The 26,003-nt window shown below is 48.3% G+C and carries 21 protein-coding genes and 1 tRNA gene; 18 read left to right on the forward strand and 4 right to left on the reverse strand.

Going from position 1 to position 26,003, the window contains the following annotated elements:
* Genes mfd through HU147_RS18210 form a run of 4 tightly spaced genes read left to right on the forward strand, consistent with a single transcriptional unit; the run spans position 1 to position 6,917 of the window.
* A complete protein-coding gene (mfd, locus tag HU147_RS18195) occupies positions 1-3,534 on the forward strand; it encodes a transcription-repair coupling factor (RefSeq protein WP_224077511.1) in 3,534 nt (1,177 codons plus the stop codon).
* Between the two features lie 45 nt (positions 3,535-3,579).
* Positions 3,580-5,157 (forward strand): putative polysaccharide biosynthesis protein, encoded by a 1,578-nt coding sequence (locus HU147_RS18200; protein WP_224077512.1) that lies wholly within the window; start codon positions 3,580-3,582, stop codon positions 5,155-5,157.
* 2 nt (positions 5,158-5,159) lie between these two features.
* Complete coding sequence (gene mazG, locus HU147_RS18205; protein WP_224077513.1) at positions 5,160-6,623, forward strand: nucleoside triphosphate pyrophosphohydrolase; 1,464 nt, start codon at positions 5,160-5,162, stop codon at positions 6,621-6,623.
* Between the two features lie 3 nt (positions 6,624-6,626).
* Positions 6,627-6,917 carry an RNA-binding S4 domain-containing protein gene (locus HU147_RS18210; protein WP_224077514.1) on the forward strand — a complete coding sequence of 97 codons (291 nt, stop codon included), beginning with the start codon at positions 6,627-6,629 and terminating at the stop codon, positions 6,915-6,917.
* A gap of 63 nt (positions 6,918-6,980) precedes the next feature.
* Here HU147_RS18210 and argF read toward each other — a convergent pair whose 3' ends face one another.
* The 3 genes from argF to HU147_RS18225 are packed head-to-tail and all read right to left on the reverse strand — an operon-like array spanning position 6,981 to position 12,086.
* A complete protein-coding gene (argF, locus tag HU147_RS18215) occupies positions 6,981-7,931 on the reverse strand; it encodes an ornithine carbamoyltransferase (protein ID WP_224077515.1) in 951 nt (316 codons plus the stop codon).
* The gene (locus HU147_RS18220) at positions 7,928-11,023 is read right to left on the reverse strand and encodes a carbamoyl phosphate synthase large subunit (RefSeq protein ID WP_224077516.1); all 3,096 of its coding nucleotides are present in this window, start codon (positions 11,021-11,023) and stop codon (positions 7,928-7,930) included. The genes argF and HU147_RS18220 overlap by 4 nt, the downstream gene beginning before the upstream one ends.
* Positions 11,016-12,086 (reverse strand): carbamoyl phosphate synthase small subunit, encoded by a 1,071-nt coding sequence (locus tag HU147_RS18225; protein WP_224077517.1) that lies wholly within the window; start codon positions 12,084-12,086, stop codon positions 11,016-11,018. Before HU147_RS18225 ends, HU147_RS18220 begins: the two co-directional genes overlap by 8 nt.
* A 299-nt stretch (positions 12,087-12,385) precedes the next feature.
* On the opposite strand from HU147_RS18225, the gene HU147_RS18230 reads away from it, so the two are divergent.
* The 3 genes from HU147_RS18230 to HU147_RS18240 all read left to right on the forward strand — a co-directional run bounded on the left by HU147_RS18230 (position 12,386) and on the right by HU147_RS18240 (position 13,941).
* Positions 12,386-12,796 carry an FtsB family cell division protein gene (locus HU147_RS18230; protein WP_224077518.1) on the forward strand — a complete coding sequence of 137 codons (411 nt, stop codon included), beginning with the start codon at positions 12,386-12,388 and terminating at the stop codon, positions 12,794-12,796.
* Between the two features lie 114 nt (positions 12,797-12,910).
* Complete coding sequence (locus HU147_RS18235) at positions 12,911-13,342, forward strand: S1 domain-containing RNA-binding protein (RefSeq protein ID WP_036802157.1); 432 nt, start codon at positions 12,911-12,913, stop codon at positions 13,340-13,342.
* Between the two features lie 110 nt (positions 13,343-13,452).
* Positions 13,453-13,941 carry a DinB family protein gene (locus HU147_RS18240; protein ID WP_224077519.1) on the forward strand — a complete coding sequence of 163 codons (489 nt, stop codon included), beginning with the start codon at positions 13,453-13,455 and terminating at the stop codon, positions 13,939-13,941.
* Positions 13,942-13,969: 28 nt separating this feature from the next.
* On the opposite strand, the gene HU147_RS18245 is transcribed toward HU147_RS18240, so the two are convergent.
* Positions 13,970-14,043 (reverse strand) — tRNA-Met (locus HU147_RS18245).
* Between the two features lie 139 nt (positions 14,044-14,182).
* Here HU147_RS18245 and tilS point away from each other — a divergent pair.
* From tilS to lysS, 11 genes are all read left to right on the forward strand, one after another.
* Positions 14,183-15,574 (forward strand): tRNA lysidine(34) synthetase TilS, encoded by a 1,392-nt coding sequence (gene tilS / locus HU147_RS18250; RefSeq protein ID WP_224077520.1) that lies wholly within the window; start codon positions 14,183-14,185, stop codon positions 15,572-15,574.
* A gap of 10 nt (positions 15,575-15,584) precedes the next feature.
* Positions 15,585-16,136, forward strand: a complete 552-nt coding sequence (hpt, locus tag HU147_RS18255) for a hypoxanthine phosphoribosyltransferase (RefSeq protein ID WP_036802159.1) — start codon at positions 15,585-15,587, stop codon at positions 16,134-16,136.
* Between the two features lie 120 nt (positions 16,137-16,256).
* Positions 16,257-18,266 carry an ATP-dependent zinc metalloprotease FtsH gene (gene ftsH, locus HU147_RS18260; RefSeq protein WP_224077521.1) on the forward strand — a complete coding sequence of 670 codons (2,010 nt, stop codon included), beginning with the start codon at positions 16,257-16,259 and terminating at the stop codon, positions 18,264-18,266.
* 149 nt (positions 18,267-18,415) lie between these two features.
* Positions 18,416-19,186, forward strand: a complete 771-nt coding sequence (locus tag HU147_RS18265; protein WP_224077522.1) for a type III pantothenate kinase — start codon at positions 18,416-18,418, stop codon at positions 19,184-19,186.
* 17 nt (positions 19,187-19,203) lie between these two features.
* A complete protein-coding gene (gene hslO, locus HU147_RS18270; protein WP_224077531.1) occupies positions 19,204-20,085 on the forward strand; it encodes an Hsp33 family molecular chaperone HslO in 882 nt (293 codons plus the stop codon).
* On the forward strand, positions 20,069-21,019 hold the full coding sequence (locus HU147_RS18275; protein WP_224077523.1) for a peptidyl-prolyl cis-trans isomerase: 951 nt from the start codon (positions 20,069-20,071) through the stop codon (positions 21,017-21,019). Before hslO ends, HU147_RS18275 begins: the two co-directional genes overlap by 17 nt.
* 131 nt (positions 21,020-21,150) lie before the next feature.
* Positions 21,151-22,092, forward strand: a complete 942-nt coding sequence (gene cysK / locus HU147_RS18280) for a cysteine synthase A (protein ID WP_224077524.1) — start codon at positions 21,151-21,153, stop codon at positions 22,090-22,092.
* 130 nt (positions 22,093-22,222) lie between these two features.
* The gene (gene folP, locus HU147_RS18285) at positions 22,223-23,035 is read left to right on the forward strand and encodes a dihydropteroate synthase (RefSeq protein WP_224077525.1); all 813 of its coding nucleotides are present in this window, start codon (positions 22,223-22,225) and stop codon (positions 23,033-23,035) included.
* Complete coding sequence (gene folB, locus HU147_RS18290) at positions 23,035-23,400, forward strand: dihydroneopterin aldolase (RefSeq protein ID WP_224077526.1); 366 nt, start codon at positions 23,035-23,037, stop codon at positions 23,398-23,400. Before folP ends, folB begins: the two co-directional genes overlap by 1 nt.
* A complete protein-coding gene (gene folK / locus HU147_RS18295) occupies positions 23,397-23,876 on the forward strand; it encodes a 2-amino-4-hydroxy-6-hydroxymethyldihydropteridine diphosphokinase (protein ID WP_224077527.1) in 480 nt (159 codons plus the stop codon). Before folB ends, folK begins: the two co-directional genes overlap by 4 nt.
* 158 nt (positions 23,877-24,034) lie before the next feature.
* Positions 24,035-25,519, forward strand: a complete 1,485-nt coding sequence (lysS, locus tag HU147_RS18300) for a lysine--tRNA ligase (protein WP_224077528.1) — start codon at positions 24,035-24,037, stop codon at positions 25,517-25,519.
* Positions 25,520-26,003 lie beyond the last annotated feature (484 nt).

Consider the following 26,003-nt stretch of genomic DNA (forward strand, 5'->3'; position numbering starts at 1 on the left):
ATGGAACAAATTTTGCAGGTGTTTTCAGAGGATTCCCATATACAGAAATTCATAGCTGATTTGAAAAAAGGCAATGACCATCATTTGATTTCGGGCTTGTCCGGCAGTGCCCGGCCTGTCTTCTACCAGACGGTCTGGTCGGACATGCAGGAGCCTTTATTGATTGTGACGCCGAATTTACTGAATGCGCAGCGTACTTATGATGACTTGGTTAAATTGATGGGGGAAGAACTGGTCCACTTGTATCCGGCCGATGAACTGATTGCGGCCGATGTGTCGTTTTCAGGACCGGAGCTGCGGGCACACCGGATGGATACGCTTGACCATATGTACAGTGTCGGAAAAGGGATTTACATTACGCCAGTTGCCGGGATGCGCAAATTAATGCCATCGCATGAGCAATGGGAAAGTTCCACGCTGCGTACGGCAGAAGGGGAAGAGTTGGATGCCGATCAATGGCTGTTGAAGCTGGTCGCAATGGGCTATTCCCGCACCCCAATGGTGACGACGCCGGGGGAATTTGCCTTGCGCGGGGGGATTCTTGACATCTATCCGTTGAACTTTGAGCATCCCGCCCGCATCGAACTGTTTGATACGGAAGTGGATTCCATTCGGCTGTTTTCCGCTGAAGACCAGCGCTCTTTGGAAAAAATGAAATCGCTGTGCATTTTGCCGGCAAATGAGCTGGTGCTGTCCAAAGCCCAGCAGCTGGCATTGGCCGAGAAATTGGAAGACCAACTGGCCGCTTCCTTAAAGAAAATCAAAGCAGAAGATACGAAAGAAGCATTGCTTCAGCATATTCAACACGACATTACAATGCTGCGTGAAGGCAATGTGCCGGATCAGGTTGCAAAATATGCAGCACTCGTCGAATCGCAGTCGGCCTGTTTAAGCGATTATTTCCCGGGAAATGGCGTCATTTTATTTGATGAACTTGGGCGCATCCAGGAAATGACGGATACTTTGGAACGTGAAGAAGGGGATTGGATCGTCTCGCTTTTGGAAGAAGGGAAATTCCTGCATAATTTGCGCCTGTCCTATTCCTTCCGCGAGGTCTTGAATAAAACCAAACAAAAAATGGCGTTTCTGTCCTTGTTTGTCCGAACATTCCCTTCCATACAAGTGAAAAATTCCATCACGTTTTCCTGCCGTCCGATGCAATCGTTCCACGGACAGATGAATTTATTGAAAACGGAAGCGGAGCGCTGGGAACAGGCGAAATTCCAAGTGTTTATCATTGCCGAAGGCCAGGAGCGCTTGCAAAAAGTCCGCTCTGTGCTGGAAGACTATGATATGGACGCGGAAATTGTGACCGCGTCTACGAACATCCAAGGCGGCAAGATGTATTTGGTGGACGGTGACCTGTCCGGCGGTTTTGAGATGCCTTTGCAGCGCCTGGCCATTTTGACGGACGGGGAACTGTTTAAAAAACAGGCGAAGAAAAAAACGCGTCCGCAAAAATTGACCAACGCCGAGCGCATCAAGAGTTATTCGGAAATCAAACCGGGCGACTACGTCGTGCACATCCATCACGGCATCGGCCGCTATGTCGGCATCGAAACGCTGGAAATCGGCGGCGTCCATAAAGATTATTTGCATATCATCTACAAAGCGGACGATAAATTGTTCGTGCCGGTCGACCAGATTGATTTGATCCAGAAATATATCGCTTCGGAAGAAAAAGAGCCGAAACTCCACAAAATGGGCGGCGCGGAATGGAAAAAGACGCACCGCAAAGTGTCGGCTGCGGTCCAGGACATTGCCGACGACTTGATCAAACTGTATGCTGAACGCGAAGCACTAAAAGGCTATGCGTTTACGGAAGAGCAGGACATGCAGCGGCAGTTCGAAGCTGAATTCCCGTACGAAGAAACGGTTGATCAGCTGCGCTCCATCAACGAAGTGAAACGCGATATGGAAAAAGAACGGCCAATGGACCGCTTGATCTGCGGCGATGTTGGATACGGCAAAACGGAAGTGGCGATTCGTGCCGCATTCAAAGCGGTGCTCGATGGCAAGCAGGTGGCCTTTTTGGTGCCGACGACGATTCTTGCCCAGCAGCATTTTGAGACGATGAGCGAACGGTTTAAAGACTATCCGATTACAGTCGGGCTGATGAGCCGCTTCCGTTCCAAGAAGCAGCAGACCGAAACGGTCAAAGGCTTGAAGAATGGCTCGGTTGATGTCGTCATCGGCACACACCGGATCCTGTCAAAAGACATCGCCTATAAAGATTTGGGCTTGTTGATCATTGATGAAGAACAACGCTTTGGAGTTACCCATAAAGAAAAGATCAAGCAAATGAAAACGAATGTCGATGTCTTAACCTTGACGGCAACGCCGATTCCGCGGACTCTCCATATGTCGATGATCGGTGTACGTGATTTGTCTGTCATCGAAACTCCGCCGGCAAACCGCTTTCCGGTGCAAAGCTATGTCATGGAATACAACGGTGCACTTGTCCGCGAGGCAATCGAACGGGAAATGGCGCGCGGCGGCCAAGTATTTTTCTTGTACAACCGGGTGGACGACATGACCCGCAAAGTGGAAGAAATCCAATCTTTGGTGCCGGAAGCGCGGGTAGGCTATGCCCACGGGCAAATGTCCGAAACGGAACTTGAATCGGTCATACTCGGTTTCCTAGACGGCGATTACGACGTCTTGGTAACGACGACCATCATTGAAACGGGCATCGACATCCCGAACGTTAATACGCTTATCATCCACAACGCGGACCGCATGGGCTTGTCGCAGCTTTATCAATTGCGTGGACGCGTCGGCCGTTCAAGCCGCGTCGCCTATGCTTATTTCATGTACCAGCGCGACAAGGTGCTGACCGATGTCGCTGAAAAGCGCTTGATGGCTATCAAGGAATTCACCGAACTCGGCTCCGGCTTTAAAATCGCCATGCGTGATTTGTCGATCCGGGGAGCGGGGAATCTGCTTGGCTCGCAGCAGCACGGCTTTATCGATTCGGTCGGTTTTGATTTGTATTCACAAATGCTAGAGCAGGCAATTGAAGAACGCCGGACGGGCATGAAAAAAGAAGAAATTCCGGAAGTGGAGATTTCGCTTGATATCGATGCCTATATTCCGGACAGTTATATTGGCGACGGCTACCAGAAAATCCAGATGTACAAACGCGTCAAAGGCATTGAAGAGGTAGAGGAAGTTGCTGAACTGCAAGACGAACTGATTGACCGCTTCGGTGATATGCCGATTGAAACAGACCGCCTGCTGCGCATTGCCCGCATGAAAATTTGGGCGCGCCAGACCGGCGTCGAAACAATCAAACAAAACGGCAAGCTGATTTCGATTCGCTTGTCTGAAGACGGCACCGCTGCCGTTAACGGCGGAAAGCTGGTGGAAGAATCAGCAGCTTACGGACGTGCAGTCGGATTCAGCATGTCGGGCCAACAATTGGTCATGACCATTGACGAAAACAAATCCGGCAAGCATCATCCGTTTGATGTGCTTGAAGGCATGATGAAATTGATTCCGGAATCGCTCCGCGAAGAAAAAACGGTGAGTTAATTTTGAACAGGGAATGAGTGAAGCCCGTTGGCCAATGAAGGAACAATGAAGACATTTATGAAAGGCGCTGTTCTTTTGACGATGGCGGGCTTGATCGTTAAACTGCTCAGCGCCGTTTACCGGGTGCCTTATCAAAATCTGGTGGGGGACCAGGGATTTTATATTTACCAGCAAGTTTACCCGTTCATCGGCATCTTTAGCACGTGGACATCGTACGGTTTTGCCGTTGCCGTGTCGAAAATGATGGCCGATTCCGACGAACGGGAACACGGCTCGATCCTGAAAATCGCTTTTGGGTTTATTGTCGTCATTTCGACGCTGTTTTTCCTAAGCTTATATATAGGTTCGGATCTGCTGGCAGGCTGGATGGGAGATTCCAACTTAAGCGGTTTGCTGCAGGTGGGGGCTTTTGCGGTGCTGTTAATGCCGCCGCTGGCTGTGTTAAAAGGCTATTTCCAATCAAACAACGACATGGCGCCGGTTGCCTATTCACAAGTTACCGAACAAGGCATCCGTGTGACGGTCATTTTGCTGGGCACCTGGGTTGTCGTCTCAAGCGGATTTTCCCTTTATGCTGCGGGGCAGATGGCAATGTTCGGTGCAGTGGCCGGGGAAATTGCCGGTGTCATTCTGTTGGTGGCTTATTTCCGCAAGCGCGTCTTCAAATTACAAACAGCATCTAAGCTGCGTGTTTGGCCGGTCATTAAAAACATGACGGCCATTTCGCTCAGCATCAGCATGAGTTCATTGATTTTATTGTTTTTTCAATTGGCGGATTCGTTCACGGTGTTTCGGCTATTAACGGAAAGCGGCTTGGACCGGACGCTCGCCATGGAACAAAAAGGTGTGTACGACCGCGGCCAGCCGCTTGTCCAGTTTGGCATCCTGATTGCGACATCGCTTGCCTTGACGATTGTGCCGCTGGTGGCGCATATGTCGAAAAAAGAAAGCGGCCGTTCGGCGCAGATGTATGCGGGGCTTGCTTTCCGCATTTCGTTTCTGTTTGCGTTTGCAGCAGCTGCCGGCCTGACTTTCGTCATGCCGTATGTCAATGAAATGCTGTTCCAGACGCGGGATGAATCACTGACGTTAATTATTTTCAGCTGGCAGATTGTCTGGATGTCGCTGCTGTTGATCATGACTGCCATGCTCCACGGCTTAGGCAAAGTGAAAGTGCCGGCGCTGCTGTTGACCGGCGGATTACTCATTAAAATCATCGGCAACTGGGTGCTTGTGCCGCTATGGGAAGTAACAGGCGCAGCGGTTGCCGGGAATTTAGGTCTAGCCTTCATTGTCATCGGCTTGCTTCAATACTTTAAACGGGTCTGGCCGATCCGTTTTGCACCGGTCCGTTACTACGGCTGGATCGGCGCATCAACTGCCGCGATGGGGATGATTGTGATCGGCTGGGCTCTTTTTTCGGACATGGTGTTGTTTGACGGCGCCGCCAGCCGGCTGTCCGCTTTGTTGACTTCGTTGACAGCGGTGCCGCTTGGGGCAATCGTCTTTCTTCTGCTGATTGCCAAGAGCCGGATCATTACGGAGAAAGAATGGTACATTATCCCGTTCGGCCGGAAGCTGGCCGGCCTCCAGTTGAAAATCCGACAACAGAAAAGAGGATAAAGATGAATACGATACACGTAATCGGGCTGGGCGCAGGGGATTTAGATCAACTGCCGCTCGGTGTTTACAAGAAATTAAAACAAGCAGCGAACTTATACGTCCGCACCCAGGACCATCCGGTGCTGACGGAATTGGCAGCAGAAGGTGTGGAATTCACGTCGTTCGATGCCGTTTACGAGAAACACGACACGTTTGCGCCGGTATACGCAGAAATTGCGGATACATTAGTGGAGCTTTCGAAAAGCCAATCCGTCATTTATGCGGTTCCCGGACATCCGCTTGTGGCCGAACAGACCGTCCAAAATTTGATCGAAGCTGAGAAAGCGGGAGCTTGCCAACTGTCGATTGAAGGAGGACATAGTTTTCTGGACGCTTTGTTCGGTGCGCTGCGCATCGATCCAATTGAAGGCTTTCAGCTTCTTGACGGAACGGAGATGAAAAGCGACGATGTCAACATGACACAGCATATTTTAATTGCCCAAGTGTATGATTCGTTCAGCGCTTCGGAAGTCAAACTGACGCTGATGGAAAAATATCCGGAAGAGTATCCGGTGACCATTGTCACCGCAGCCGGTTCAGCGGACGAAGTTCTGCGCACAGTGCCGCTTTATGAACTTGACCGCGCAGCCGAAGTGAACAATTTAACAACGGTTTATGTGCCGCCGGCAAAAGACCAGCTCGTGCGCTTGAAGGAATGGCAGACTTTCCGCAGTATCGTGGCCCAGCTGAGAAGTCCGGAAGGCTGTCCGTGGGACCGTGAACAGACCCATGAGTCGCTGCGCCCTTATTTGCTTGAAGAAGCCCACGAGCTGATTCAGGCGATTGAAGAGCAGGATGACGAAGCTATAGCGGAAGAACTGGGCGATGTGCTGCTGCAGGTATTCCTGCATGCCCAAATCGGCCAGGACAATGGCTATTTCCAGCTCGAAGATGTGCTCGCGTCTGTAAGCTCGAAAATGATCCGCCGCCATCCGCATGTTTTCGGAGATGCCGAAGTGGAAGATGCCGATGAAGTGGTAGCCAATTGGCAGGCGATCAAAGCGCAGGAAAAACCGGCAGCCGAATCGATTTTAGATGGCCAGGAGCGCTTTAGTTCGTCGCTCATTACGTCTTACAACTACCAGAAAAAAGCGGCGAAAGTCGGCTTCAGCTGGTCGGATGCAGAAGGCGCCTGGAAGAAATTCGAAGAAGAGCTGCAGGAATTCCAAGCGGAACTGGCGAAAGGTTCTAAAGACCGCCAATTGGACGAACTTGGCGATTTGCTGTTCACCTTGGTGAATATTGCCCGGTTCTACGAATTGTCGCCGGAGCAGGCAATGGTGCATGCCAACCGTAAATTTGAGCAGCGCTTCCGCCACGTGGAAAAACGCGTACAAGAAGGCACCGGCGATTTCAGCGATTATTCGCTCGAGCAGCTTGACCAATTTTGGAACGAAGCCAAAGCTATGGCAAGAAAGGAAGACTGACCCATGCGACTCGATAAATTTTTGAAAGTGTCCCGTTTGATCAAACGACGGACGCTCGCTAAACAAGTGGCCGACCAAGGCCGCATCACCATCAATGGCACGAAAGGAAAAGCCAGTTCCGTATTAAAAGAAAACGACGAACTGCAAATCCGTTTTGGCCAAAAAGTAGTGACAGTACGGGTAGAACAATTAAAAGAAAATGCAAGAAAAGAAGAAACCGCCAATATGTACACCATCTTGAATGAAGAAAAGCTTGAAAAAGTGGAACCTGAATTCATCGATGACGAAGCGTAAGAGTTGGCAAAACAAAAAGCGGTTCCGGAAGCACATGCTTCCGGAACCGCTTTTTTGTATGAATTAGTTTGCCATGAGTGCAACAAGCAAAGCTTTTTGGGCATGCAAGCGGTTTTCAGCTTCCTGAAAAACAACGGAATGCGGGCCTTCCAAAATGCCGGTGGTCACCTCTTCTTCGCGGTGTGCCGGCAAGCAGTGCATGAAGATATAATCTTCGTTGGCATGTGCCGCAAGCGCTTCGTTGACCTGGAACCCTTTGAAATGTTCCATGCGTTCAAGTGCCTCTTGTTCCTGCCCCATGCTGGCCCAGACATCGGTGTAAATCACGTCACAGTCTTTCACGGCTTCCACCGGATCTGTCGTTACGTGGATGTTGGCGCCGGTCTGTTTGGCAATTTCCTGAGCCAGTGCCAACATTTCAGGTTTTGGAGCGTACTTCGCAGGCGCCGCGATGGAAATATCCATGCCCACCTTGGCAGCGCCGATCATCAAGGAGTTCGCCATATTGTTGCCGTCTCCGATATAAGCCATTTTTTTGCCGGCAGCTGTCCCGAAATGTTCCTGGATGGTCAGCAAATCGGCAAGCACCTGGCAAGGATGGAAGTCATCTGTCAGGCCATTAATGACCGGCACCGAACTGTGTTCGGCCAATTCCTTGACGGTGTCCTGATGATACGTGCGGATCATGATGCCGTCCAAATAGCCGGACAGCACTTTTGCCGTATCGGCAATGGTTTCGCCGCGGCCCATCTGGATGTCGCGGGTACTGAGGTGCATGGCGTGCCCTCCGAGCTGAAGCATGCCTGCTTCAAACGAAACGCGCGTGCGGGTCGATGATTTTTCGAAAATCATGCCGAGCACTTTGCCTTCCAATAAAGGCAAGTATTTGTTCTCCGGTTTTTTTAAGTCGGCTGCAAGCGACAGGAGATCCAGAATTTCAGAGGAACTGTAATCTTTTAACGATAAAAGATGGTTTTGAACGAGTTGTGGTGCGAGCGGCAAAGCAATCGTCATTTAACAAGCACTCCTTTCGATGATCCGTGAATGGCCGTAACGTGTTCTTGATAAGCAATAATCGTTTCTTTGCGGGTCCACACATGAAGCCGGTGGATAGCGGCTTGTGCAGCTTGGCTGGCGTCCGGGTCCGGCGTCAAGTCGATATAAGCTTTTTTATCGGCAGTTTTCAGCCACTGCTCAAAAGGCAAGCTCGCTTCTGTGCAAAAGCCGAAACCATGCTGCTTCCAGAACTGCTGATCGATTTGCTGCAGGGAAGCCTCGGTGATGAAGACCGTGCCGCCGCCTTGAAGGGCCGCCAATTGCTGGGAAGCACCGTCAAGCGCTTTTTGCATGGCAACGGTTGAATCGGGACTTTGTCCGATGACTTCACCGGTCGACATCATTTCAGGAGACAGCACCGGCGACAATCCAGGGAGCTTGATATGAGAAAATACGGGTGCTTTCACGGTATATTGCGGCTGCCCGTTGTATTGTTCTTCAATGCCGAGTTCGTTGAACGGAATGCCCAGCATCAATGCAGTTGCCAGCTGGACAAGCGGAACGTCTGTTGCTTTTGAGCTGATCGGCACGGTGCGGGAAGCCCGCGGATTGATTTCCATGACGTACAGCTGGTCGCCTTCATAAACAAACTGGATATTGAACAAGCCGGTGTACTTCATGCTGCGGGCAATATGCTCGGCAGTGGCCGTCAGATTCTCCATCGCTTCTGCAGTCAGTGAAACAGGCGGCGTGATGGAAATGCTATCGCCTGAATGGACGCCTGTGCCTTCAATGTGCTCAAACACAGCAGACACCCAGACATGTTCGCCGTCCGTCAGAATATCCGCTTCTACTTCTTTGCCGGTGATGAAATGGTCTACAAGGACAGGGAATTCCATTGCGGTATGTTCCAGCCACTTCGTGAGTTCCACTTCATCGTGGAGGACAATCATGCCTTTTCCGCCGATGACGTAGGAAGGGCGTAGGAGCACCGGATAGCCGAGCTTCGCGGCATAAGCCGATACTTCGGCTGCTTTGTTTGCGGTAAAGCTTGGGATGACCGGAAGGCCGGCCGATTCCAGGAATGAATAAAAGCGGTCGCGGTCTTCCATTTGATCCAGCAGATCAGCGGTAGAACCGAGTACGGTGATGCCGGCTTCTTCCAGTTGAGCCGCCACATTCAGCGAAGTCTGGCCACCAAATTGGACGATGACTTGCGTAATGCCTTCGAAATCCAGCACGTTTAAAATGTCTTCCGCCGTTAGCGGTTCAAAATACAAAGCATCGGCAATTTCGTAATCGGTGCTGACGGTTTCGGGATTGTTGTTGATCATCACAGCTTCATAGCCATGCTTTTGCAATGCCAGGACACTGTGGACGCAGCAATAATCGAATTCAATTCCTTGGCCGATACGGATCGGGCCGGAGCCGATGACCGCCACTTTTTTAGCGTTCAGTGCACGCGCATCGGATGAGCCCTTCCAAGTGGAGTATAAATAATTCGTCTGGGAACGGAATTCGGCCGCACACGTATCAATTACGCGATAAGCCGGAAGCAAACTCCAGCTTTTCCGTTGCCCCCAAACTTCTGAAACCGGAATGGACCAAAGATTCGCAAGCTGCTGGTCGCTGAACCCCAAAGTTTTTGCCTGAAGCAGACGGGCATGCGTCATGCTGTTCCAGGTTTCTGTTTGAAGCTTCCGCCATTCACTGACAATGCGGTTTAGGACATATAAGAAATACGGGGAGATGGCGGTCATCTCGTGCAGCTGTTCCGTGCTTTTTCCCCGGATCAATAATTCGAGTAACACAAAGAGCCTGCGGTCATCTGCTTCGATCGCCAATTTCTCCAATTGGGCATCCGCCATATCGGAAAGAGTTGGCAACCGGAAGCCGTCCAGCGGAATATCCAAAGAGCGGATGGCTTTTTGGAAAGCGGCTTCCATGCTGCGCTCAATCGCCATCACTTCGCCTGTCGCTTTCATTTGCGTGCCTAGTTTGCGGTTGGCCGTCTGGAACTGATCAAATGGCCAGCGTGGAATTTTCACCACGACATAGTCAAGCGCCGGTTCGAAACTTGCAAAGGTGGTGCCAGTCACCGGGTTTTTCAATTCATCGAGTGTATAGCCGATCGCAAGCTTCGCTGCAATTTTAGCAATCGGGTAGCCGGTCGCTTTCGACGCGAGTGCTGACGAACGGCTGACGCGCGGATTTACTTCGATCAAATAATAAGCAGAGGTTTCCGGATGCAGCGCAAATTGCACGTTGCAGGCTCCGATAATCCCTAACGCTTTGATAATGTTGATGGAAGCCGTGCGCAGCATGTGGTATTCCCGGTCAGTCATCGTTTGGCTAGGCGCCACCACAATCGAGTCGCCCGTATGGACGCCGACTGGGTCCATGTTTTCCATATTACAGACGGTGATGCATGTGCCGTTTGCATCGCGCATCACTTCGTATTCAATTTCCTTATAGCCGGCAATGCTTTTCTCGACCAGGCATTGATTGATGGGGCTGGCACTGAGCCCTTGGGTCACGAGCGTTAAGTACGTTTGCTCATCTTGGGCGATGCCGCCGCCAAAACCGCCAAGAGTATAAGCAGGGCGGACGATCAGCGGATAGCCGGCCTGTGCAGCAAAAGCCAAAGCGCTATCCGTTGAATAAACGATGTCGCTGTCCGGCACGGGTTCATGGAGCGCATTCATCAGCGAGCGGAATTGCTCCCGGTCTTCTGCTTGCTTGATCGATTTGATGTTGGTGCCAAGAAGCGAAACGCCATATTTGGACAGAATGCCTGAGTCGGAAAGGGCCATCGCCAAATTCAAACCGGTCTGGCCGCCCACTGTCGCAAGCAAACCGTCCGGACGTTCTTTTTCAATGATGGCTGCTACGCTGTCCACCGTCAGCGGTTCAAAATAAACTTTATGCGAAACGGTCTTGTCCGTCATGATGGTTGCCGGGTTGTTGTTGACCAGAATGACTTCGATGCCTTCTTCTTTTAACGCGAGACATGCTTGTGTGCCGGAATAATCAAATTCAGCTGCCTGTCCGATAACGATGGCGCCGGAGCCGATCACCAGCACTTTTTTTACGCCCTGCTTTTTAGGCATGGATTTTCACCTTCTTTTTCTGTTGTATCGTGGAAAGGAATTGATCGAATAATTGGAGGTGCTCAGCAGGTCCTGGAGCCGCTTCCGGATGGAACTGCACCGTCAGGACCGGAAGTTCCGGATGCTCTAGCCCTTCAATGCTGCCGTCATTGACGTTTTGATAAAGAACCGACAGCGGCGTTTCTTCGATGCTGTCTTCTTCTACGACGTAGCTGTGATTTTGGGAACTCATTGAGACTTGCTTCGTTTTTACATTGACAACGGGATGGTTGGCTCCACGGTGGCCGTATGCCAGCTTAGTCGTCTTGGCGCCAAAAGCGGATGCCAGCACTTGATGCCCCAGGCAAATGCCGAATGTCGGATAGCGTTCTGCCCAGTCGCGGTATGTAGGAAACAGAGGTGTAAGTGCCGCCGGGTCACCCGGTCCGTTTGAAAACAGCAGGCCGTCCAGTTGTAGCGCGTCCAGTTTTGCTGTCGGCAAGGTATGGGGGATGATGCTTACTTTGCAGTTCCGCTTCAGCAGTTCATCCAAAATGGAGGATTTATACTGAAGATCAACCAAGCCGATATGAATGTCTCCATCGCCTGTCACTTGGATGTCTCCTTCCGGCATACTGTTTGAAAAGAAATCCGTTTTCACCGGTTTCCAGAAAGCCGGAAGGGAAAAACCAGGGCCCATATAAGCGGGCATCGTACCAAATTCACGGACGGTTTGGATGACTGACCGCGTATCCACGCCGCTGATAATCGGAACCTGCGCATTTTCCGCAAACTCACTCAGAGTCAGGGCGCCCTTTTCAACCGGTCCATCGTATAATTCCGCGACCACAATGCCGGCAGCCTGGATGTTGCCCGATTGGACATGAACGGCTTGAATGCCGTATTGGCCGATTAACGGATAAGAAAACACAATAATCTGTCCTTGGTAAGAAGGATCGGTTAATACTTCTTCATATCCGGTCATCCCGGTATAAAAGACGATTTCCCCTTGAATGCCGCTTGTTTTGCCATGCCAATTTCCTTTAAACGATTCGCCGTTTGAAAGCGAGAGTAATCCTGCCATATGTTCACACTCCATTCTTTTATTCACTAAAAATGTATATTTATTAACTGATAGAATTAAGAAATGCAAATTTACTCTTTGTTTATTTGAATATAAAGTATAGTAACCATATTATAAACTGCATAAAAATTAAGTCAATAGTATTTTTATTAATTTTTGGAAAGTAACTTTATAACTGGCGTGAAGGGCTTTCAGGGCAAGTAGGGAAAATTCGGAAAATCTTCTGTACTTTAGGGTTTTCGAGCCTTGGTGTTATCGTGTATAATGGCTACAAAGTAACCGAAGGGAGGGAATAAGTCGTGAATTTGAAGAAAGAGAAGAAAGTAGAGACGGGTGAAGTCACTTCAATTCGCAATGACTATGTCCGCTCGGTTGAACGGCGTGAAGCTCATAAAGTCCGCTTGATGAGAAGATTATCGGTTTTTGCCGCTATTGTGGTTATGGCGAGCATTTGGATCGGCACCACCATTTATGCCCAATCCCAGACCATTTCAGAAAAAGAGCAAGCGCGTGAACAGGCCTTAGCAGAACTGGAAGCGGTGGAGCAAGAGCAAGCCCAGCTGAAAGAGCAGATTCTTTTGTTGAACGACGAAGAATACATCGGAAAACTGGCGCGCAAAGAGTATTTCTTATCGGAAGATGGGGAGATCATTTTCACCGTTCCTGAAGATAAATCAAAAAGCAAAGAAAAAGAGGATGAAAAAGAGTAGTCAGTTGACACTCTTTTTTTGATGGTTATAATAAAAAGTGGGAAGAGTCCCGCTATAATAAGCATATGGCCCAAATCGGTGTCATCTTAATTTTTAAGGAGGAGCATTTTTTTTATGTCGATTGAAGTAGGCAGCAAGTTAGAAGGTAAAGTAACAGGTATTACAAATTTTGGAGCATTCGTTCAGCTTCCGACTGGTGCAACAGGCCTTGTGCATATTAGTGAAGTCGCCGACAATTATGTCAAAGATATCAACGATCATCTAAAAGTAGGCGAAATGGTCGAAGTTAAAGTGATGAATGTGGAAGCAGACGGCAAAATCGGCCTCTCTATCCGCAAAGCTAAACCTCAGCCAGAAGGCGCCCCGCAGCGTCCAGAACGTCCGCAGCGTCCTCGCCCAAGCAACAACCGTTCATTTGAGCGCGCGCCTAAAGAGAATTTTGAAACGAAAATGGCGAAATTCCTGAAGGAAAGTGAAGAGAACATGACTTCATTGAAACGCGCAACAGAATCTAAACGTGGTGGCCGCGGCGCAAGAAGAGGATAACTTGCTAGCTGTTTTAATAGCATAAGGAAATGCTTCAATGCAGCTCAACAATTTACAGTAGAACGCTTCTCAATCCGGGGAGCGTTTTTTTTATCAACAATGTCTGGGGCGTGAGGGTTATCAGGAAAGAACAAGTTCTAGAAGCGTATCAAGAATATGAAATCTACCTGGCTTCCTTAAATACGGCAGTAAAAACTGAAGAGGATGCACATACACCGATTTCACAAGGCAAGTGGTCGATTGCTGAAATTGTTCTGCACTTAGCGGAGTGGGACCGGTTTATCCGTGAACAGCGCCTGCCGCTGCTGAAGGCTGGGGCGCAAGTCGCACCTTTTCCGGACGTTGATGCTTTTAACGCAGCTGCAGTCGCACCGGCAAAGCAAATGGCGTTTCCGGAAGTGCTGGCACGTGCCCAAAAGGAACGGGCGCTCCTGGCGAAGGACATCGAGGAATTGGAAGAGGGCCGGTGGAATGCCGCCTTTAAAGTTGGCAGCCGTGAAACGACGGTGGCATCTTATGCAGCGGGATTCCTGCAGCATGATGCCCATCACCGCAGCCAAATCGATGGATTTTTGCATAAAAAAAGCAGCATCCTTTGACAGGATGCTGCTTTTCATCAATCTATTATGGCGGCAGAGGGGATCGAACCCCCGACCTTACGGGTATGAACCGTACGCTCTAGCCAGCTGAGCTACGCCGCCTTGTTTAAACGAACATTTAATATCATACTATCGAACATTTAAAGTGTCAATTGCAATTTGAAAAATTTTTTCGAGAAAGCTTATAATCACAAGCAAGAACAGCAAACGAGGTGTCCGCATGAAGAAGTTCCACAAAAAAATGATGGATTATATAAAAAAGCATCGTTTGCTTGTGCCGGGGGACAAAGTGCTCATCGGCTGTTCCGGCGGCATCGATTCACTGGTGATGCTGCATTTTCTGAAATCGAATGACCGCTTTCTTGGCATTTCCGTCTATGCGGTCCATGTTAATCACATGCTCCGGGGAGAAGAATCGCTGCAAGACCGCTTGTTTACCGAAGCGTTTTGCCAGGCCATGCAAATTCCTTGCTTTAGCCGGGATATCCCGATTCCGGAAATTCTGGATAAGGACGGCGGAAATAAGCAGCAGGTATGCCGGGAACAGCGTTATGGCTATTTCAAGGAAGTTATGGAAAAAACGAATGCATCCAAACTTGCGACAGCGCATCATGCGGATGATCAGCTCGAGACCATTTTAATGTCCGGCTTAAGAGGCACGCTGCAATATGGAAGCTTTGGCATTCCGCAGCGCCGTCCTTTCGGAGAAGGGGAGCTGATCCGGCCGATGCTTGCGGTTAACCGGGATGAAATTGAACATTACGCAAAAGAACATGCCCTGGTACACCGGGAAGATCCCAGCAATGCTGAAGAGTTTTATACAAGAAACCGGCTGCGCCATACCGTTGTGCCGCTGCTAAAAAAAGAAAACCGGACGGTCTCGGAACAATTTTCCGAATTGGCGGGCTCGATGCAGCAGGATCAGCAGTTTTTAATGGAGCTGGCTGAAGAAAAGCTGCACCGGATGATCCGCCGTGAGGACAATGGCCTCAGGCTCTCGGCTGAAAGTTTTAGCAAAGAAGCACTTGCTTTACAAAAAAGAATGGTTCTACTACTATTAAACTATCTATATAATGAACAGCAAGTCGTAATCACAAAGCAGTTGGTGGAACAAGTGCAGGAAGTGATGCAAGGTTCAGCCGGTACTGTTTTTTTACATTTGCCGCAAAATTGTATGATGGTTCGCCAATACGATTCGGTTTTTTTCAGCCGCCATCCGATTGGAGAAGCCGCAGATCAAGATGTTTCTTCCATTTCAACTGAATGGTCGAGAGAGTTGAAGGGGTATCGCTACAAAGCAGTTCCTTTATCTCTTGCTGAACCTGGAGAAGACCATGTGTTTTGGTATTTTTCTTCAGAAGGCGCAATCCGGCTGCTTGCCAGAAACCGCAAGCCGGGCGACCGAATTCAGCTTGCCGGAATGGAACATCCGAAAAAAGTGGCGCGCTTGATGATTGATGAAAAAGTACCTGTCTCTTTGAGAGGTGACTGGCCTGTCATTGCAACTGAAAATGGCGACGTAGTATTTGTGCCAGGTTTGCGCCCGTCAAATTTCTTCAGCCGGGTTAAGCGCGATGAAGATAACTGGGTATTGATAGAACAAAAAGTTAAGATCGCAAAAAGCGGATTATAGGAGGTCCACCATGCTAGAGAAAGACATTGAAGAAATATTAATCTCAGAAGAACGCCTGCAGGAAAAAGCGCGGGAATTAGGGGAAACGTTGACCCGTGACTACCAGGACAAATACCCGTTGGCAATCGGTGTATTAAAAGGCGCCATGCCATTTATGGGAGATTTGATGAAGCGTATTGACTGCTACGTAGAAATGGATTTTATGGACGTTTCGAGCTACGGCAATGCGACGGTTTCTTCAGGAGAAGTAAAAATCGTGAAAGATTTGAACACCAGCGTGGAAGGCCGCGATCTTCTTATTATTGAAGATATCATTGACAGTGGATTGACACTCAGCTATTTGGTGGATCTATTTAAATACCGGAAAGCCAATTCGATTAAAATCGTTACGCTTCTTGATAAGCCTTCAGGCCGGAAAGTGGACTTGAAAGCGGATTATATCGGATTTGAAGTACCGGATGCATTTGTTGTCGGATATGGCCTGGATTATGCAGAAAAATACCGCAACCTGCCTTATATCGGGATTTTAAAACCGTCGGTGTATAGCGAAGACCAAGAATAGTCAACAGAAGTTCACAAACCGTTAATTCAGTAGGGAAGCCAAGAGCTTTTCGTTGTATGCTGAAATGTTCCTATGTTAGTATTTAGTATAGTTTTGGGAAACTTTGTGAGGAGGCTTGGAATGAATCGAATATTTCGATACACCATATTTTATTTACTGATTTTCCTAGTGATTATCGGGATTTTGGGAACGTTCAACAACAGCGCCCAACCGACTGAAAATATAGGATACGACGAATTTTTGGGGGCATTGGAAGATGGTACTGTCACTGAAGTGACCATCCAGCCGGATGCCAATGTTTACGAAGTAACAGGGAAGCTTCAAGGCTATGACGAAAACCAGTCATTTGTTACGAATATTCCAATGGAAAATGAAGCAGTGATAACACAAATTGATGAAATTGCCACAGACCAAGGAGTCAGCGTTGACTACTTGAAAGCTCCGCAGACAAGCGGCTGGGTTTCTTTCTTCACAGGGATCATTCCATTCATTATTATCTTCATTCTTTTCTTCTTCTTGCTGAACCAATCACAAGGCGGCGGTGGCGGCCGAGTGATGAACTTCGGGAAAAGTAAAGCGAAGTTGTACGACGATCAGAAACACAAAGTCCGCTTCAACGATGTTGCTGGAGCTGACGAAGAGAAACAGGAACTTGTCGAAGTTGTTGATTTCTTAAAAGACCCACGCAGATTTGCTGATATCGGCGCGCGCATTCCAAAAGGGATTTTGCTTGTAGGGCCTCCGGGTACCGGTAAAACTTTATTGGCTCGTGCAGTTGCCGGAGAAGCAGGCGTGCCGTTCTTCTCTATCAGTGGTTCGGATTTCGTAGAGATGTTTGTCGGAGTCGGGGCTTCCCGGGTTCGTGACCTTTTCGAAAACGCGAAGAAAAATTCTCCTTGTATCATTTTCATTGATGAAATTGATGCAGTTGGACGCCAGCGCGGAGCTGGTCTTGGCGGCGGACACGATGAGCGTGAACAGACATTGAACCAATTGCTTGTTGAAATGGATGGTTTCGGCGCGAACGAAGGCGTAATCATTATTGCAGCAACAAACCGTCCGGATATTCTGGATCCGGCTCTTCTACGCCCTGGCCGTTTTGACCGCCAGATCACAGTTGGCCGTCCAGACGTTAAAGGACGCGAAGAAGTATTGAAAGTCCATGCGCGCAACAAACCGCTTGATCCAACAGTGGATATGAAAGCAATTGCTCAGCGCACACCTGGATTCTCGGGTGCGGATTTAGAGAACTTATTGAACGAAGCGGCACTTGTTGCAGCTCGCCGCAGTAAACTCAAAATTGACATGTCCGATATTGATGAAGCAACAGACCGCGTCATTGCCGGTCCTGCCAAAAAGAATCGGGTCATTTCGAAAAAAGAACGCAATATCGTGGCTTTCCATGAATCTGGACATACAGTTGTAGGTCTAATCTTGGATGACGCGGATATTGTCCATAAAGTAACCATCGTTCCTCGCGGACAAGCCGGCGGATATGCTGTCATGCTTCCAAGAGAAGACCGTTACTTTATGACGAAGCCGGAATTGCTGGATAAAATTGCTGGATTGCTCGGCGGCCGCGTGGCAGAAGATATCATCTTTGGTGAAGTGTCAACCGGCGCCCACAATGATTTCCAGCGTGCAACGGCAATTGCCCGCAGCATGGTAACAGAATACGGTATGAGCGATAAGATCGGACCGATCCAATTCGGTCAGGCGCAAGGCGGAAACGTCTTCCTGGGCCGCGACTTTAACTCAGAGCAAAATTACTCGGATGCGATTGCGTTTGAAATCGACCAAGAAATTCAACGCATTATCAAAGAGCAGTATATCCGTACGAAAGAAATTTTGACTGAAAACAAACATCTACTTGATTTGATTGCTACAACATTGCTTGAAGTTGAAACATTGGATGCTGCCCAAATTCTTCACTTGAAAGAACACGGCACGCTTCCTGAACGTTCATACGAAGCATTGAACGGCGATTTTGAAAAAGAAGGCGTGGATTTGACGAAGGATGAAACTCCTGACGTAACAGGCGCTCCTAACGATCCATCATCAGGAGATTTGCCGAAAGAAGGAAGTACTTCCGGAAGCTCTTCAGGTCCAATTCAAGAAGAACGCAAATAAGCAAAACCATCAAAGCTGTCTGTTCCCTCGAAGGGACGGACAGCTTTTTTATTATCCTGCTCTTTTTATATAGGTCCTAACGCTTTTCTTATTTCTCTGAAAATATGGTATGATGTTTTGGAAAAACCTGAATAAGCGAGGGCGCAATTATGATTTTAGTAATGGACGTCGGAAACACCAATATTGTATTAGGTGTTTACGGCCAAGATCGGCTTTTGCACCATTGGCGACTGGAAACGGACCGCCACAAAACAGAAGATGAATTCGGCATGCAGGTGAAAGCGTTGTTAACTGATGCCGGATTAACGTTTGCTTCGATCAACGGCATCATCATGTCTTCAGTTGTTCCGCCGATCATGGCGGCTTTGGAACGGATGTGCCAAAAGTATTTCCACATCAAACCATTGATTGTGGGCCCGGGCGTCAAAACCGGCTTGAATATAAAATACGATAATCCGCGGGAAGTGGGTGCAGACCGGATTGTAAATGCGGTCGCTGCCATTGAAGAATATGGAGCCCCGTTAATTATTGTGGATTTCGGGACAGCCACTACCTACTGCTATATCAACGAACATCGGCAATATATGGGCGGCGCCATTGCCCCGGGCATCAACATCTCAACTGAGGCGTTGTACAGCCGGGCATCGAAACTGCCGCGCATTGAAATTGCCCGCCCTGCCAGTGTGGTAGGGAAAAATACGGTATCCGCGATGCAGTCCGGAATTGTCTATGGCTATGTTGGACAGGCAGAAGGCATTGTGGCCCGCATGAAAGCGGAGAGCAAACAGCAGCCGAAAGTGATTGCAACCGGAGGCATGGCTTCGCTGATTGCCGACGAATCCGCAGCGATCGATAAAGTGGATCCTTTTTTAACATTGAAAGGACTTTATTTAATTTACAAGCGCAACCAAGCGCAATGAAAGGAACGATGATGAATATGGGAGATTATTTAGTGCGAGGACTCGGCTTTAATGGCAGTGTCCGTGCTTTTGCAGTCGATACAACGCAAACAGTAGCTGAGGCGCAAAAACGCCACATGACCTGGCCGACTGCTTCGGCAGCCCTTGGCAGAACAATGACAGGCGGCGTGATGATGGGCGCTATGCTAAAAGGCGACAACAAAGTCACCATTAAAGTGGATGGCAACGGCCCGCTCGGCGCGATTCTGGTGGACAGCAATGCCAGAGGCGGAGTGCGTGGATACGTCACCAATCCGCAAACCCATTTTGAGTTGAATGACAAAGGAAAATTGGATGTGCGCCGCGCTGTAGGGACGGAAGGCATGTTCGCCGTTGTAAAAGACTTAGGGCTCCGGGATAATTTCACCGGGCAAACGCCGATTGTTTCCGGCGAAATTGCCGAAGATTTTACGTACTACATGGCCATTTCAGAACAAGTGCCTTCTTCTGTAGGCCTTGGTGTACTGGTGGATACGGATAATTCCATTCTGGCGGCAGGCGGCTTTATTGTACAATTAATGCCAGATACCGATGATGAGACGATTTCCAAAATCGAAGAACGCCTCTCCAGCATCGAACCGGTTTCTAAAATGATTCAGCGGGGCTTGTCTCCCGAAGAAATTTTGGAAGAAGTGCTTGGAGAAGGAAATGTTCAAATTCTGGAAACGATGCCGGTGAAATTCGAATGCAATTGTTCGAAAGAGCGGTTTGCAGCTGGAATTCTTGGACTTGGCCAGCATGAAATCCAAAAAATGATCAAAGAAGACGGCATGGCGGAAGCACAATGCCATTTCTGCCTGGAAACCTATCGTTATTCTAAAGAGGAGTTGGAATCTTTCATCGATGAGCTCAAATTATAATCGGAGACGCCCTACTGCACCTCCGGCAAACACATCTACAGGGCGCCCTAAAAAAAGACTGAAACCCGGCCCGCTTTTGTTCATGATCCTTGTGCTGCTTATCGCCAATCTTTTATGGTTTATCGCCTGGTTGATTCCAAATGCACCTGAAAATACCGAAGAAGTTGCTTCGGTCAGCGGTGAAGCCATTACCCAAGGAGAGTGGATGGCGGCTATGGAAGAACAACACGGCCGTGATGTCTTGCTGGAAATGGTCAATCAAAAAGTGATGGAAACGGCAGCAAAAGAATATGACATCAAAGTAAGCGAGAAAGAAATTGAATTGGAATTGGCGATGCTGCGCTCGGGACAGGACCGCACCGAATCCACTTTAACCGGAGATGATCCGGAATTGTTGAAGGATAAAGTAAAGGCCCGTTTAATCCTTGAAAAAGTCCTGACCAAAGATATTGTAATTAAAGACGATAAAATCGAGAAGTTCTATAAGGAGAACCAATCGCTTTATGACGTCGAAGATGCATACCGCACGCGCATGATTGTCTTGGATTCCGAAAAAGATGCGGAAGAAGCCCTTTCCGAGCTGAAAAACGGCTCTTCCTTCGAAGCGCTCGCACGCGAACGTTCTCTTGATACGGCCACCGGAAGCTTGGGCGGTGATATCGGCTATATTTCCGCTGATCAAAATTCAATAGACCCGGCCATTGCTAAAACCGTCACTTCGGTAAAAGTGGATGGCTACTCAGATCCGCTTAAGCTGAAAGACGGCCGCACCGCCATCATCTCAGTGACGGAAAAAGCGGAAGGGCAAACCTTTTCGTTTAAAGAAGTAAAAGATCATATTAGCCGCGAGCTGGCACTTGAGCAGCTGCCGCAGTCTGTAACACCGGAAGCGTTCTGGAAAGAGTTTGACGCCGAATGGTTTTACGGAGAATAAAGAAAAGGCATTTCCTTCTGGAAGTGCCTTTTTTCTTATAATTCGTGCAGTTTGACAATAAACATTTAACATTGATACGATAAAGGGAGTACAATGCAGATAAAACTAGTAGGAATTAGGAGTGTTGAAAAATGGCGCGTATTGGGAATTCTGTAACTGAATTGATCGGGCAAACCCCTATTGTTAAATTAAACCGCATGACAGGTGCTGAAGATGCAGACGTTTATTTGAAATTAGAATACTTCAATCCCGGCAGCAGTGTAAAAGACCGTATTGCTTTGGCTATGGTCGAAGCGGCTGAAAAAGAAGGTAATTTAAAAGAAGGCGATACCATCATCGAACCGACAAGCGGCAATACCGGTATCGGCTTGGCGATGATTGCAGCAGCCAAAGGCTACAAATCGGTTTTAGTAATGCCGGAAACGATGAGCATGGAACGTCGCAATCTTCTTCGTGCTTACGGCGCGGAACTTGTATTGACTCCAGGTTCAGACGGCATGAACGGACCGAATGGCGCCATTAAGACGGCTGAAAAACTAGCTGATGAAAACGGCTGGTTTATGCCGCAGCAATTTAAAAACGAAGCGAATCCGGAAGTGCACCGTTTAACTACGGGGCCGGAAATCGTCGAAGCGATGGGCAATCAGCTGGATGCATTTATTTCAGGCATCGGAACGGGCGGAACCATCACCGGGGCCGGCCAGGTATTGAAAGAGAAATATCCGGATATCCAGATTGTAGCTGTTGAACCAACAGATTCACCAGTGCTTTCAGGCGGCAAACCAGGACCGCATAAAATTCAGGGAATCGGAGCTGGTTTTGTGCCAGACATCCTGGATACAGAAATCTACAGCGAAATCATCCAAGTGACAAACGACCAATCGTTTGAAACGGCCCGCCAAGCAGCGCGTGAAGAAGGCATTCTTGGAGGGATTTCTTCAGGCGCAGCCATCTACGCAGCGCTTCAAGTTGCGAAGCGCCTTGGAAAAGGCAAAAAAGTATTGGCCATTATCCCGTCAAATGGAGAACGTTACTTGAGTACACCGCTTTATCAGTTTGAAGAAAACAACTAAATTCAAAAGTGAAAGAGTATGCCTCGTGCATGCTCTTTTATTGTGGCGATTTTCAATACGCGTTAAGATAGGGGCAGCGGCACGGTAATTTCCCGGGAAATAGAACTTAAAGAACTGGAAGGTGAAACAAATGGCAATCGAATTTAATGAAAAAACATGGGTGATGGGCATCTTGAACATTACACCAGACTCCTTTTCAGACGGGGGAAGCTATTCGACGGTGGAGCAGGCGGTCGCCCGTGCCAAACAAATGGTGGCAGACGGAGCGGACATCATCGACGTAGGCGGCGAATCTACCCGTCCAGGCTATATGCTGATATCGGATGAAGAGGAAATCAGCCGTGTAGTTCCGGTCATCAAAGCTTTGGTGAAGGAAGTGGGCGCTTATATTTCAATCGATACATATAAAGCGGCAGTGGCTGATGCTGCTGTTAAAGCCGGAGCCCATATCATCAACGATATTTGGGGCGCTAAGTACGAGCCGGAAATCGCCAAAATAGCAGCAAAGCACAATGTGCCGATCATTTTAATGCATAACCGTAACGATACGTCATACACGGACTTCTGGAGAGACATTCAGCGGGACATGGAAGAAAGCATTCAGATTGCACTGGACGCTGGGGTTGCGAAAGAGCAGATCTGGCTGGATCCGGGCATTGGTTTCGGAAAAACCATATACCATAACATTGAAATGATGCAGCTTTTGGATCGATTTGTCGCGCTTGGTTATCCGGTCCTGCTTGGAACTTCCCGTAAATCATTGATTGGAAAAGTGCTCGATGTACCGGTAAGTGAAAGACTGGAAGGGTCGCTTGCCACGGTTTGCTACGGAGTCGAAAAAGGCTGTCAGATCGTCCGCGTCCACGATGTGAAAGAAACAAGCCGAGCCGTCCGTATGCTTGATGTATTAACCGGCAAGCAAATATATAAGGGAGTGGAGTAATGGATTATATTCATGTAAACGATATGGAGTTTTACGCTTACCACGGGGTCTTCCCGGAAGAGACAAAACTGGGCCAGCGCTTCCGGCTGACGGTTTCGCTTGCGGTCGATTTGAAAAAAGCCGGAGAAACAGACGACCTTATTCACACAGTCCATTATGGAGAAGTGTACGAAGCGTGCCGCCAGATTGTGGAAGGTGAACCGAAAAAGCTGGTGGAAGCTGTAGCGGAAGACGTGGCTGCACGTATCCTTTCCGAATTTCCGCTTGTGAAAGGGATTCGTGTGCAAATGATTAAACCGGATCCGCCGATACCAGGCCATTACAAGTCGGTCGCCATTGAACTGACGCGAGGGGAATTTGTATGAACGAAAGTTACTTGTCACTCGGCTCGAACATGGGAGACCGGCTGGACATGCTCAAGCAAGCCGTCCGGATGCTGGTGGAACATCCATCGATCGACGTAGCAGCGATTTCTTCCCTTTACGAAACAGAACCGGTAGGCTTTACCGAACAGGAGCCCTTTCTGAACATGGTTGTCCATGTCTGGACAGATCTTCCGGCACTGGGATTGTTGGATGTGTGCCAGGAAGTAGAAAAAAAACTTCAGCGCAAGCGGCTTGTCCGGTGGGGGCCGCGGACAATTGACCTTGACATTTTATTGTATAATCAAGACAATATGAAATCAGAGCGGCTCATCGTTCCGCATCCGCGCATGCATGAACGGGCTTTTGTCCTGGTTCCTTTATTGGAAGTGAATCCGTCACTAGGGACCAATCCTTTGAATCCGGAAGGCGTCCAGCTATGGAAAACTTACGACGGAGTCGATGCATTTTTGCGGTAGAACGGGCAGGATGTAAAGCTGTGAGCAGTGAGGTTTAATTTTGATAGACAAGCTGCCCCGATTTTGTGGCAGCTTTTTTATGTCTAACGAATAGAAATTGTGTACAATAGATAAATACACGAACGAGCGTGGTTTTTAAATACAAAGGAGTGTAGGACATGTCAGAAGAGTTAAATGATCAAATATTGGTGAGACGCCAAAAAATGCAAGCTTTCCAAGATCAAGGAATTGATCCGTTTGGCGCGCGTTTCGAACGCACCCATTCTTCAGAGGATATCATCAGCCAATATGGCGAGTTGTCTAAAGAGGAACTTGAAGAAAATCCGCATGAAGTTGTAATCGCAGGCCGTATTATGACGAAGCGTGGAAAAGGGAAAGCGGGCTTTGCCCATGTTCAAGATTTAAAAGGCCAAATTCAAATTTATGTCCGTAAAGATGCAATTGGCGAAGAAGCATATGATTTATACAATACAGTTGATCTAGGCGACATCCTGGGCGTAAAAGGGACAGTCTTCAAGACGAATGTTGGCGAATTATCCATTAAAGCGAAAGAAGTGACGTTTTTAACTAAAGCGCTTCGTCCGCTTCCGGAAAAATTCCATGGCTTAAAAGACGTAGAGCAACGCTACCGTCAGCGCTACTTAGACTTGATCACAAGTGAATCCAGCAAAGAAACGTTTATTTTGCGCAGCCGCATCATCCAATCGATGCGCCGCTACCTGGATAACCAAGGATTCCTGGAAGTGGAAACACCGATGCTGCATTCTATCGCAGGGGGAGCGGCAGCCCGTCCGTTCATTACCCACCACAATGCGCTAGATATGGAACTGTATATCCGCATCGCTATCGAGCTTCACTTGAAACGCTTGATTGTCGGCGGATTGGAGAAAGTGTATGAAATCGGCCGCGTCTTCCGCAACGAAGGGATTTCTACGCGCCACAACCCGGAATTTACAATGCTTGAGTTATATGAAGCATATGCAGACTATAATGACATCATGGCTCTAACTGAAAACTTGATTGCACATGTTGCACAAGAAGTCTTCGGAACAACCACTGTTCAATACGGTGAAGACGAGATCAACCTGGCGCCAGGTTGGAAACGTCTACACATGGCGGACGCTGTCAAAGAATATACAGGAGTCGACTTCTGGAAACAAATGTCGAAAGAAGAAGCTCAGGCCCTAGCTAAAGAACACGGCATTGAAATCAAACCTACTATGGAAGTAGGCCATATCTTAAACGAATTCTTTGAACAGAAAGTAGAAGAAGAGTTGGTTCAGCCTACTTTTGTATACGGCCACCCTGTGGAGATTTCTCCGTTGGCTAAAAAGAATCCGGAAGACGAACGTTTTACTGACCGTTTCGAATTATTTATTGTCCGCCGCGAACATGCGAATGCTTTTACCGAGTTGAACGATCCAATTGATCAGCGTCAGCGTTTTGAAGCACAATTGGTCGAAAAAGCGGAAGGCAATGACGAGGCGCACGAAATGGATGAAGACTTTATCGAAGCATTGGAGTATGGCATGCCGCCTACGGGTGGTCTCGGAATCGGGATTGACCGTTTGATTATGCTGTTAACGAATTCGGCTTCTATTAGAGACGTTCTATTGTTCCCTCAAATGCGTCCACGTGACTAATTTATAAGCTCGATGATAGTGTAATAAGAGGTGAATGGATCGACTTAAGACTATTATTAGTTTTAAGTCGATTTATTTTTAAAAAAGTGTTGCACGAATCGAGGAGTAATGATATATTAGTTGATGTCGTGTTTTTCAGGTTTGAAACACACGAAAAAATATTTGAAATTTGTTATTGACTTCTTAAATAGAAGCTGGTAATATTGAAAAGTCGCCAATGAGCGGCGCACAAAACATGAACCTTGAAAACTGAACAGCAAAACGTCAACATAAATTGTTTGAGCGCCTTGGCGCGAAAACGAATTTATGCGAGGATCGTCGCAAAGCGATCCGAGCACAACTACTGATCAGGCAAACGCCAGATCAAGCGACTCGCGCGTTCTTCGGAACGGCGAGACGCCAGCAGAATTTGAGCAATCGGTTCTCTATAATGGAGAGTTTGATCCTGGCTCAGGACGAACGCTGGCGGCGTGCCTAATACATG

Origin of the sequence: Planococcus chinensis (assembly GCF_020071995.1) — a bacterium.
GTDB lineage: Bacteria > Bacillota > Bacilli > Bacillales_A > Planococcaceae > Planococcus > Planococcus chinensis_A.

What these genes read in the sequence shown, in the direction of transcription:
- mfd (WP_224077511.1), top strand. Translation starts at nt 1, where the DNA reads ATGGAACAAATTTTGCAGGTGTTTTCAGAGGATTCCCATATACAGAAA.
- HU147_RS18200 (WP_224077512.1), top strand. Translation starts at nt 3,580, where the DNA reads ATGAAGACATTTATGAAAGGCGCTGTTCTTTTGACGATGGCGGGCTTG.
- mazG (WP_224077513.1), top strand. Translation starts at nt 5,160, where the DNA reads ATGAATACGATACACGTAATCGGGCTGGGCGCAGGGGATTTAGATCAA.
- HU147_RS18210 (WP_224077514.1), top strand. Translation starts at nt 6,627, where the DNA reads ATGCGACTCGATAAATTTTTGAAAGTGTCCCGTTTGATCAAACGACGG.
- argF (WP_224077515.1), bottom strand. Translation starts at nt 7,931, where the DNA reads ATGACGATTGCTTTGCCGCTCGCACCACAACTCGTTCAAAACCATCTT.
- HU147_RS18220 (WP_224077516.1), bottom strand. Translation starts at nt 11,023, where the DNA reads ATGCCTAAAAAGCAGGGCGTAAAAAAAGTGCTGGTGATCGGCTCCGGC.
- HU147_RS18225 (WP_224077517.1), bottom strand. Translation starts at nt 12,086, where the DNA reads ATGGCAGGATTACTCTCGCTTTCAAACGGCGAATCGTTTAAAGGAAAT.
- HU147_RS18235 (WP_036802157.1), top strand. Translation starts at nt 12,911, where the DNA reads ATGTCGATTGAAGTAGGCAGCAAGTTAGAAGGTAAAGTAACAGGTATT.
- tilS (WP_224077520.1), top strand. Translation starts at nt 14,183, where the DNA reads ATGATGGATTATATAAAAAAGCATCGTTTGCTTGTGCCGGGGGACAAA.
- hpt (WP_036802159.1), top strand. Translation starts at nt 15,585, where the DNA reads ATGCTAGAGAAAGACATTGAAGAAATATTAATCTCAGAAGAACGCCTG.
- ftsH (WP_224077521.1), top strand. Translation starts at nt 16,257, where the DNA reads ATGAATCGAATATTTCGATACACCATATTTTATTTACTGATTTTCCTA.
- HU147_RS18265 (WP_224077522.1), top strand. Translation starts at nt 18,416, where the DNA reads ATGATTTTAGTAATGGACGTCGGAAACACCAATATTGTATTAGGTGTT.
- hslO (WP_224077531.1), top strand. Translation starts at nt 19,204, where the DNA reads ATGGGAGATTATTTAGTGCGAGGACTCGGCTTTAATGGCAGTGTCCGT.
- HU147_RS18275 (WP_224077523.1), top strand. Translation starts at nt 20,069, where the DNA reads ATGAGCTCAAATTATAATCGGAGACGCCCTACTGCACCTCCGGCAAAC.
- cysK (WP_224077524.1), top strand. Translation starts at nt 21,151, where the DNA reads ATGGCGCGTATTGGGAATTCTGTAACTGAATTGATCGGGCAAACCCCT.
- folP (WP_224077525.1), top strand. Translation starts at nt 22,223, where the DNA reads ATGGCAATCGAATTTAATGAAAAAACATGGGTGATGGGCATCTTGAAC.
- folB (WP_224077526.1), top strand. Translation starts at nt 23,035, where the DNA reads ATGGATTATATTCATGTAAACGATATGGAGTTTTACGCTTACCACGGG.
- folK (WP_224077527.1), top strand. Translation starts at nt 23,397, where the DNA reads ATGAACGAAAGTTACTTGTCACTCGGCTCGAACATGGGAGACCGGCTG.
- lysS (WP_224077528.1), top strand. Translation starts at nt 24,035, where the DNA reads ATGTCAGAAGAGTTAAATGATCAAATATTGGTGAGACGCCAAAAAATG.